Source organism: Paenibacillus allorhizosphaerae (assembly GCF_042659105.1).
Lineage (GTDB): Bacteria > Bacillota > Bacilli > Paenibacillales > NBRC-103111 > Paenibacillus_G > Paenibacillus_G allorhizosphaerae.
In genome coordinates this window covers 1-8,778 of record NZ_JBHSRV010000043.1, presented here as the reverse complement: position 1 = coordinate 8,778, position 8,778 = coordinate 1, and the positions used below count along the sequence as shown (strand labels likewise).

Sequence of the window (8,778 nt, the reverse complement as noted above, 5' to 3'; positions counted from 1 at the left end):
AACGTGATGCAGTTTGAAACACACCGGCAGTTGGAAGTAGCGTCCGGTCGTTGATACATAATCATAAAAAAACACAACTTACTACAAACAAGTCCATTGCCCGCCAAGCGCCCTCCAAAGTACAATTCAACTACAATAGGCTTCATGAACTGGAGGAGGGTGGAGAATGGCAAGTAAAATTCAAGCTTCGGATCGGGCTCGCGTCGGTTTTGGTTCGAAGAGAGCCAGATGGGTATTCGTGCGCAAATATTTCGCCTTGTACCTCATTTCGGTACCGGGGATCGTGTTCTTTCTTTTGTTTAAATACGTACCGCTGCTTGGGTCGGCGATTGCCTTTCAAGACTACAACATTTTTAAAGGCATTACGGAAAGCCCCTGGGTCGGGCTCGACCAATTCAAACGAATGTTTCAATATACGGAATTTTTGATCATATTGAAAAATACGCTGTTGATCGGATTATACGACCTTGTATTCGCATTCCCTGTCCCGATCCTTCTTGCGCTTCTGCTGAACGAACTCAGAATCGCAACTTACAAAAGAATCGTGCAAACGGTCATTTACATGCCGCACTTCTTGTCATGGGTTATCGTCGGCGGAATTGTGGTCGGCTTGCTGTCTCCGACGACGGGCTTTGTCAATCACATCTTGTCATCGTTAGGAATCGAACCGATTTATTTCCTGGGGGATAACTCGTATATCCGTACCATTCTGATCGGCTCCGGCATATGGAAAGATAGCGGATGGGGCACGATTATTTATTTAGCGGCGATCGCGGGCATTAACCCGGATCTGTATGAAGCCGCACAAATCGATGGCGCCAATCGCCTTCGTCAAACGTTTTCGATTACGATACCGTCCATCATGCCGACGATCGTCATTTTGTTCCTGCTCCATATCGGCAATTTTTTGGACTTCGGCTTCGAACGGGTTTATATTTTCCTCAATCCGCTTAACAGCACGAACGGGGAAATTCTCGATACCTATGTATACCGAGCGGGCTTGGTAGACCGGCAATACAGCTATACAACCGCAATCGGGCTGTTCAAATCGCTGGTTGGGCTTCTGCTTATCATGATCGGCAATACGCTGAGCAGAAAAACAACGGGTGACGGGCTGTACTGACGAATACCAAGCATACGGGAGGTGAAACGATATGATTATGAGTAAAACTGAAAAAACGTTTAGTGTCATTAACATTGTATTTTTAACCGTACTCGGGCTGACGATGCTGCTGCCGCTGCTCCACGTTCTCGCCCAGTCGTTCAGCAACAGCGTGGCGATTAATAAAGGACTCGTTTCGTTTTGGCCCGTTCATTTCACGACGGCCAACTACGCCAACATATTGAAAGACCCGACGATTTGGCTTGCGTTCCGCAACAGTGTCATCATTACGGTCGCGGGCACGCTGATCAACCTGATCGCTACGGCATCGCTGGCGTATCCGTTATCCAGACAGGAATATTTGGGACGCAAATTCATCTTGATTATGGTATTGATCACGTTGATTTTCCATGCGCCGCTCATTCCGAACTACTTGCTGCTGAAGCAGCTCAAGCTGCTGGACACGCTGTGGGTTCTCATGATTCCGAGTGCCATCAGCGCCTATAACATGTTCGTTATGCGCTCGTTTTTTATGAACCTGCCTAACGAGTTGTTCGATTCCGCAAGAATCGACGGCTGCGGCGAAATGCGCATGCTGTGGAACATCGTCCTGCCGCTGTCGAAGCCGGCGATGGCCACGATGGGCATCATGTACGCGGTATCCAACTGGAATACGTATTCCGCCGCAATTTATTATATTAACAACCGCAAATTGATTCCGCTTCAAGTACGTTTGCGGGAGATGGTCATTACCGACCAGTTCGGCGCTTCCGATTCGGCGATTGATTCCATGCTCAACTTATCGCCGGAAGGAATGAAGATGGCCGTTATCGTCGTGGCGACAATCCCGATCATGCTGGTCTACCCGTTCCTGCAAAAGCACTTCATTAAGGGGATGCTCGTAGGATCGGTCAAATCTTAAAAAAACACAAGCGTCCGTAAATTTAACAATATGGATTATTGCCACGCTGCGATATGATATCCATGTAAACGTAACCATGCAGACGAAATAAAGACAGAAACCAAGAGAAAGAAGGGGTACTATGAAAAAAGCGGTAAGCTTGGGTCTGGCAACCGTACTCGCGGCGGGCTCCATCGCAGGCTGCTCCAGCGGTGCAGGAACGAAGGACGGAGCTCAAAATGGTGGACAATCCGGGTCCAATGGTCCTTTAAAGTTCTCGATTTCTTTTCCAACGACAACCGGAGACGGTTACGGGCAAAGACAACCCGATCTGAACAAGGAAAAATGGGTTCAGCGGTTGAATAAGTTGACCAATACGGAACTGGATGTTAAGTTAATCCAAAGGGAAAAGATGAGTGTTCTGTTTGCCGGCAACGATTTGCCGGACGTGCTGGGCAGCCTCGATTTGCCGACAGGCAAAGATATGGCCGGATCGGTCGAGGCAGGCGTATTCCAGCCGCTTGACGACTTGCTCAAGCAGTACGCGCCGAACCTGCTCAAGAAAGTGCCGAAGGAAGCTTGGGATTCGGTTTCATACAATGGGAAAATTTACGGTATTCCGGACTATTTGACAAATCCGTCCCGTCGCGGCACGTTTATCCGTACCGATTTGCTGGAGAAAACCGGCCTGCCTGCGCCTAAGACGGTCGACGAATTCATCAACGTCATGCGCGCGTTTAAAAAGCTCGGCGTAGAAAATCCTTATCAAATGCGCGAGAATTTTAAATATGCCGACGTCATCCTGGGCGCTTTCGACGTGCTCCCTTATAAGGACCAGTTCGAGAAGCAGGGCGATCAAATCGTACCGAAGTTTTTCGATGTAGAAAACACGCAAAAGGCGCTGCAAGCCTATAAAACAATGTATGACGAAGGCTTGATCCCGAAAGATTTCGCAACGATTTCTTCCACGGACTACAGCAAAAACATCAACGCCGGCAAATCCGGCATGTGGTCTGCGAACGCCGCAGGACTGAAGGACTTCAGAGCAGGCATTAAAGGGGTCGATCCTTCCGCCAAAGTGGATATTATCGATTCCCCGAAAGGCGGCGAAGGCAAAGGCGGGTATTTCCTCTACTCTCCGATGGTACGGACGTTCTACATCAACAAAAACGTGAATAAGGAAAAAGTGGCCGGCATTTTGAAGTTTTTCGAATGGATGACGACCCCCGAAGCGGAGAAGTTTTTCAGTCTCGGCGTAGAAGGCGAAAACTTCACGGTAGAGAACGGCAAAGTGGTGTACAAAGTGCCGGCTAACAAAGAGGACGCACAGGAAGAAGGATGGCGTTCCGGCACACTCTGGGTAGCGCAAGATGCTACGTACAACAAGCTTCTGCTCAGCCAGAGCCAAGACGGTCAAGATACGCTTAAAGCGTTCGATACGATTCTTTCCAAGGAAGGATTGCCGGGTATCGGGTTCTATCCGGATTTGAAAGCATTCTCCAAATTTCCTGACCTGACGCCGCTGGGAGACACCGGTCCGAAGCTGATTATCGATCATATGGTCAAAATGATTTACGGCAAAGAGCCGATCTCCGATTGGCCGAAAGTCATCGAAGAGTATAAAGCCAAGGGCGGAAACGAGATTATTAAAGAAGCAACGGAACGATACAATAAGAAAGACGGCGTAGCCAACTTCACCAACGCCAAAAAATAATTGACGAGCATCTGCCCTGATCATTACCGATGAGGGTGGATGCTTTTCCCGTTTATAGAAAGGGGACTAGGGCATGAAGCTGCTGATCGTCGACGACGAACCTATCATTCGCAAAGGCCTTGTTCGAATGGCGGAGCAATACTCGGTGCCGCTGTCGGGCATCTATACCGCAGCAAACGGTCTTCAAGCGCTGGAAATCATTCGTGCGCAAGCGCCCGACATCTTGTTCACCGATATCCGCATGCCCAAGATGGACGGTCTTGAGCTTTGCAAGCAGCTGCACAATCAATATGATCACATTCAAATTGTCGTCATCTCAGGCTATTCCGACTTTGAATACGCGCAAAAATGCATGTCCTACGGCGTGAAGCACTACCTCTTGAAACCGGTAACGAAATCGGATGTGGCAGAAGTGCTGGATACATTGACGAAATCGAAAAACAAAAGCTATTTATCCTTAACGAAGTACGAAGAATGGATCGAGCAGGTGGAGCAAGCGATCTGGATGCTGAAGCCAGAGGAATTAAGCCTGCTTACGGAACAATGGAAAAGGTATTGCCTATCCTCCGAGATGAACGTCATCCAGTTAAGGGAGCTGCTTGACGAATGCATCCGCATGTTGATGAAGCGGCTGGCCCGCAAATCCGTAAGCATCGCGGTTGAACAAACGGACAGTCGTTACATGACAAGGGAAGAAACGTTCGATGCGTTCGATCGCCAGCTGAAGCAGATCCTATCCCAACTGACAATGCAGCGAAGCGGCAATTTCAAAGACCCGATGAAGGAAGCGAAGGCGTACATCGATGAACATTTGTCCCAGGACGTCACGCTGGAGGAAGTCGCAGATATGGTCGGTTTGACGCCAACGTATTTCAGCGCGCTGTTCAAGAAAATGACGAACGAAACGTTCGTGCAGTATCGAATCAAGAAACGGATAGAACTGGCGCAGCAGTTGATGGCCATACCGCACATGAAGATGAGCGACATCGCGGCGGAAGTCGGCTACGACGATTACCCGCATTTTACGAAAATGTTCAAGAAAACGACCGGTTATTCGCCGTCGGAGTTCCGCGGCAGGCTGGGGATTAAATAATGAAAGGGAGTTTGTCGCGCAAGCTTGCCATCTACTTCCTGGTCGTCATCGTGCTGTCATTAGCTTCGGTCGGGGTCGTTACGTACACCCGTTCGTCTAAAGAACTCAATGAACAAAGCAGCCGTCACATGGCGCAGATTGCCAACAACGCGATGTACCAGACGGATTTGTACTTTCAAAATTACGAACGCTCGATGGCTTCGCTGTTGTCCAACCAAGACATCAAACAGTTTGTAGATCAGTCATCACGACTTGAAGGCTACGACTACTACAGCTATTTTTCGTCGATCAGAGAATACGGCATGAGGCCGATCTTCATCCGAAGTCCGGAAATTCTCGATATTTATATTATCAGCTACGCCGGCAATTCGATCCACGCGTTTAACGGCGTAATGGATCGTTCGTTCACGCAGAACGAAATGGAGCAGCGGCTTGCCATGCTGAAGGAAAAAACGAAAGACAACGGCTCTTTAAGCGCCATCAATGCAAGCATCATACCGGAATGGAAGAACGGCGTCATTACGTTGGCTCGCAAAATCAGAGGCCGTACTTCGCCGGAATATAACGGGATTCTCGCCTTCGAGGTGCAATCCAAGGAACTTTCGACACTATGGGGAGGAATCGATCTTGGCCAGGGCGGATATTTTTTCATCGTCGATGAAGCCGGAGAGATCGTCTACCATCCGAAGTCTGAGATGATCGGCACCCGAGTGCCGGAAAACATCGGACGAAAAATTGCCGAATCCGACTTGCAGACATTCGAGAGCGAGGGAGAGCATGAGAAGCGGATGTTCGTCAGCCGCAAGTCGGATTACTCCGGTTGGACGCTGGTCGTGTCCATGCCGATGGATGAACTGAAAAGGCCGATCGCGGGCATTCGTACGACAACGCTGGGGATCGGCCTCGTGACCCTTGTATTAGCGATTTGGCTGTCGCAGCGGTTCGGCCGCTCCATCACCCGTCCGATTCGCGTGCTGAAAAACGGTATGCGTCAAACGGAGAAAGGCAACTGGGTTACGATCCCCGTCCAACATCATGAGCCGAAGGACGAAATTGATGAACTGACGTTCCGTTACAATCTGATGGTGAAACGGTTGTCGGAATTGGTCAAGCAGGTGTACGAAGCGGAGCTGCAAAACCGCGAGACGAGGCTGGAACGGCAAAAGGCGGAATTTCAATCGCTTCAGCTGCAAATCAACCCTCATTTTTTGTACAACACACTCGAAACGATTGCTTGCTACGCCGCTCTGAAAGACTCCGAAGAGATAACCGAAATCGTGAAGGCGATGGCTTACATGCTGCGGTATTCCGTGCAAACCAATTTGGAAGAGATCACGGTTGCCAACGAGCTTAAACATGTATTGACCTACATGGTCATCATGAAGCACAGGTTTGACCATCCCTTCGAGATCGATGCAGTGGTGCCGCCGAAATATTTGCTTCATAAGATGGTGCGGCTGACGCTGCAGCCGCTTGTGGAAAATGTGTTTCAGCACGCGTTCCCCGACGGCGTGGAACCGCATCATTACATCCGCATCGACGCAGGGGAAGACGACAACACGTTCTGGGTCAGTCTGGAAGACAATGGTGTCGGCATACCCCCGGACAAGCTGGCTGAATTGAACGAGCGGCTGAATACGTACCGGCTTACCGATGAAGGCGACAAGAATGAGAAGGTAACGGGCGGCATCGGGATCGTGAACGTACATCGGCGCATTCAAATGGTGTTCGGCGAAGAGTATGGCCTCCGAATTACGAGCAAAGAGGGAGCAGGAACGAAAATGTATATGGTCATGCCGCAGTCGAGGCCGGTATAGAACGGTAGTCACAAGGGCTGAATATGATTCGAAAATTGACTGTCATGGTACAAGAAGGCGGCTGCATACGATGTAATACAGCTATGCCGGGAGGAGAATGCCATGAGGAAAAAATCCGACACATCCTTTCGCATTCGCATTCAATCGGGGCGCCGGCCCTTGGCGGAACTGATTGACGAATTGGCCAGGCAAGCCGTCCGTAAACATATGGATGCGTGCCGGGCCAGCGGCCATCGGGTAAAAAAAATGACCGCAGCAGGACGTGCCGCTTGATCGAATCATAGCGGCAGCACATAAACGTATGTACCACCCGAATCCCTCTGGTAAGCGGCGCTTATACCAGAGGGATTTGTATTTTGCGGAGGGGGCGTAGGCGATGACAAGAGCAGCGATATACGTTCGGGTCAGTACGACCAAGGACAGTCAAAAGGACAGTCCGGAGCATCAGATCGCCGCTTGCAAGCATTGGGCTGAAGATATGGGATGGGAGACGGCGGAGCATCTCGTCTACGAAGACCGGGAGTCGGGAACGACGATTACGGACCGCCTGGCGATTCAGCAAGTCGTGAAGGACGCGCAGCATGGCGCATTTCAGGCGATCATTTTTGCGGCGCTCTCGCGCTTTGCCCGGGATATCGGCGACTCGGTCAGCTTGAAGCGGAAGCTTGTGGATGCGCTCGGCATCCGTCTCATCTCGATTGACGACCATTACGATTCGGACCGTGACGGGGAACTATTGTTCTCGATCATTTCCAGCATCAATCAATCGATCAGCGAGCAAATCAGCAGAAGCACCCGCCGCGGGAAACGGGAATCGGCGCTGAAGGGCAATTTTACCGGGAGCAGGCCGCCTTACGGGTATGACAAAGAGGTCCGGGACGGGTTTAAAGTGCTTGTTCCGAATGAAGAGCAGAAGGCGGTCGTGCAGACGATGTTTCAGCTGTATACGGCCAATCAAATGGGCGAGAAATCGATAGCGGCCTATTTGAACCGAAAAGGGATCGCTTCTCCGAAGGGAGGAAAGTGGGGGGCGACGACGGTACAGCGCATTTTGCAAAACGAAGCGTACGTCGGCAAAAACAGATCCTCCAAATATGTGACCAAAAAAGTGTACACAAACGTCCATGATACCTCCGAGCGAAAAAAGGTTCAGGTGCAAAAGCCGAGGAGCGAATGGAGATACGCCCATAAAGTGAAGACGCATCAGGGCATCATTGAGGAGCACATTTTTCAATTAGCGGGGAAGGTGCGGTTGGAACGCGGAGGAGGGCAGCGGGGCGGAGCTCGTCAGAAGGTGAACGTCTTTGCCGGGTTGATGAAATGCAGGCATTGCGGTTCGGCGATCGTAAGCGCGAAATCGGTAAGTAAGCGGTCCGATCGGGAGCAGGGGGGCCGGGAATACCGCTACCTCGTTTGCTCCAGGCGCAGAAGACAAGGGGATGCGGGGTGTGATAACGATATTTGGCTCCCATACGAGCCTTTCAAGGATCAAATCATGACGGCTTTTTCCGGAATGCTCCGCAAGGCGGCTTCGGCCGAGGAGCTGGTGGAGAAGCATAAGGGGCTTATTCAGGTCGGCGGTTCGGACATCGAGGCGGAAATCAAAAGAGTAAGCAAAGCGGTCGCCGATAACCGGAAATATTTGTTTGCTCTGCGCAAAGAAAAATTATCGGGGAAGCTGCTGGACGAACAGCAGTATGAGATGGAGAAGAGCGCATGCGAGCAGGAGATTGTTCAATTCGAACGGCGGCTGAGCAGGCTTCGCGAGGAGCTGCTCGAACAGGCGGATTTGACCGAGCTGCATGAAAGCGCAGCGGAAGAGCTCAATGCATTATTGAATTTGCATGTCGAGCGGGTCGACGAGATGCAGTTGATCTTGAAACGGCTCATATCGGGAATGACCGTAGACAAGGAAGGCTGCGTCGAAGTGGCGGCCGCGTTTGAACTGCTCAGTGATACGGAGAGCGCTTATGAATGTGTATACATTCGCGGAGGCGATTAACTGTGTTTCAAACCATATCTCCAACGTGATGCAGTTTGAAACACACCGGCAGTTGGAAGTAGCGTCCGGTCGTTGATACATAATCATAAAAAAACACAACTTACTACAAACAAGTCCATTGCCCGCCAAGCGCCCTCCAAAGTACAATT

7 protein-coding genes are annotated in these 8,778 nt (G+C 50.5%); all 7 read left to right on the top strand.

Annotated features, from left to right (window positions below; translation table 11 throughout):
- The first annotated feature begins 166 nt into the window (after positions 1 to 166).
- The 7 genes from ACFQI7_RS37365 (at position 167) to ACFQI7_RS37335 (ending at position 8,629) form a co-directional block, all read left to right on the top strand.
- Positions 167 to 1,123 (top strand): ABC transporter permease, encoded by a 957-nt coding sequence (locus tag ACFQI7_RS37365; protein ID WP_218100361.1) that lies wholly within the window; start codon positions 167 to 169, stop codon positions 1,121 to 1,123.
- A gap of 31 nt (positions 1,124 to 1,154) precedes the next feature.
- Entirely contained in the window at positions 1,155 to 2,024 is an 870-nt protein-coding gene (locus tag ACFQI7_RS37360; protein ID WP_218100362.1) for a carbohydrate ABC transporter permease, read from the top strand.
- Between the two features lie 121 nt (positions 2,025 to 2,145).
- Positions 2,146 to 3,717, top strand: a complete 1,572-nt coding sequence (locus ACFQI7_RS37355; RefSeq protein WP_218100363.1) for an extracellular solute-binding protein — start codon at positions 2,146 to 2,148, stop codon at positions 3,715 to 3,717.
- A 73-nt stretch (positions 3,718 to 3,790) separates the two neighbouring features.
- A complete protein-coding gene (locus ACFQI7_RS37350) occupies positions 3,791 to 4,810 on the top strand; it encodes a response regulator transcription factor (protein WP_218100364.1) in 1,020 nt (339 codons plus the stop codon).
- Positions 4,810 to 6,627 carry a cache domain-containing sensor histidine kinase gene (locus ACFQI7_RS37345; protein ID WP_218100365.1) on the top strand — a complete coding sequence of 606 codons (1,818 nt, stop codon included), beginning with the start codon at positions 4,810 to 4,812 and terminating at the stop codon, positions 6,625 to 6,627. Before ACFQI7_RS37350 ends, ACFQI7_RS37345 begins: the two co-directional genes overlap by 1 nt.
- 102 nt (positions 6,628 to 6,729) lie before the next feature.
- Positions 6,730 to 6,900: a hypothetical protein gene (locus ACFQI7_RS37340; RefSeq protein WP_218100366.1), complete on the top strand. Its 171-nt coding sequence runs from the start codon at positions 6,730 to 6,732 to the stop codon at positions 6,898 to 6,900.
- Positions 6,901 to 7,003: 103 nt separating this feature from the next.
- Complete coding sequence (locus tag ACFQI7_RS37335; protein WP_218100367.1) at positions 7,004 to 8,629, top strand: recombinase family protein; 1,626 nt, start codon at positions 7,004 to 7,006, stop codon at positions 8,627 to 8,629.
- Positions 8,630 to 8,778: the final 149 nt, after the last annotated feature.